This window comes from Methylomonas rosea, from assembly GCF_024505055.1.
Lineage (GTDB): Bacteria > Pseudomonadota > Gammaproteobacteria > Methylococcales > Methylomonadaceae > Methylomonas > Methylomonas rosea.
The window spans coordinates 1-1,370 of sequence record NZ_JANIBL010000142.1 but is presented as its reverse complement, the minus strand read 5'-3'; the positions used below and the strand labels follow the sequence as shown (position 1 = coordinate 1,370).

The window sequence follows — 1,370 nt, the reverse complement described above, 5'->3', positions numbered from 1 at the left end:
GCATATTCCCATAGCCCGCTGAACCAAGCACGTTTTCGGCGTGGGACGGACAGTAGCAGGCGATTTTGCTTGGCATCCGGGTGCCAGGAACCGCCGATAGCCAGTACCAAGCCGTGTAAAGTGGACAGCGTGTGCTGCACCCGGGAACGCAAGACGGCCTGACGGAACAGGCTCATCAAGTTGTAAGCCAGCATGGCAAAGCCCAATGCCGCCTCGGTGGCCCAGAAATCCCGTAGATTGAAGGCATCCAGGCCAAAATCGGCCTTCAGCTCCTTGATGCGATTCTCGCAGTCAGCCCGTCCTCGGTAGCTGCGCCAGACTTCCACCATCGGCAGTTCCAGCGAGGTGACCAAGGCGCTGTAGCGCCAACCCTGAATGTCGGGGTCGTCGGCAAACAGTGACAAGGTTTTGCCGGGCGCCTCACGGCGTTTAACCGACTGACGGATCACGATCAGGCGGCGAGGAGTTGACCAGCCGCTGGCGCGATAGCTGAATTCCGTCAGCTCCAGCCCGGGTGCCAGCGCCCACCAGCTGTTGGCTTGATACAGTTGACGTTGCAGGGCTTGGGTTAATCGAGCCGCTATGATGTAAGGAGTCCGCTTGCCTTCCAGCAGCGAAAACACCGCCTCATCGAAGAAACCGCTGTCGGCGCGTAACAGACCGACGACCTTGTCGCCCAGGTGGTGTAGGGTCGATTCCAGAAACTGCAGGATATTGTTGGCGCTATGCGTGTTGCCGGGTCGCAGCCAGAAGTTGGCCACCAATCGCGCTTCGGCGACAAAGGCCAGTAAGGGATGATGACTGGCTCGGCCGCGTCGCCCGGGGTTGTAACCACGAACCGCGCCCTCCTGGTCGCCATGGCGCGTGATCACCGTCGAATCCACGTCCAGGGTTACCCGCTGCAAATGCTTGATCTGACTGAAAAGCCAGCCATAGGCCTCGGCCTGAACCCGTTCGTTGCCCAGCATGTCGAAGCGTGCGAACAAGCGCAGAATCGCTTTGTGCCCTGCTGCCTTCGGCCAGCCGAACAAGCGGGTCAGGGCATTATCCATGCGCACCGTCTCGGCATGGGCAAACCGGCAGCCTCCGCACCAGATCGACACGATAAATTGCTCGATCAATTGCACCGGGTCGTAGCCTCGATTGGAACCCGGCGCGGGCAAATCCCAACTCTCGACCGCCTGTCGAAACCCCAAACTATCCAGCATCTGCTTCAGCAGCGCCAGTCCACCCCACGCCGTGACTTCACGGTCGGTAAAGCTGACCGAAAAACCATTCCCCGCTTGTGCCGATTTCGCCATCGCAGCCACCTATCTCATTGATTCAGGCAGATTTTATCTAATGGTGTCCATTAGAATACATAACTCACC

General features: G+C 58.9%; 1 protein-coding gene. It reads right to left on the bottom strand.

The window, feature by feature from the left end; all coding sequences use genetic code 11:
* Positions 1-1,301, bottom strand: a 1,301-nt coding sequence (locus NP589_RS21500) for an IS1380 family transposase (protein ID WP_256608799.1), incomplete at its 3' end; no start/stop codon positions are given.
* Positions 1,302-1,370 lie beyond the last annotated feature (69 nt).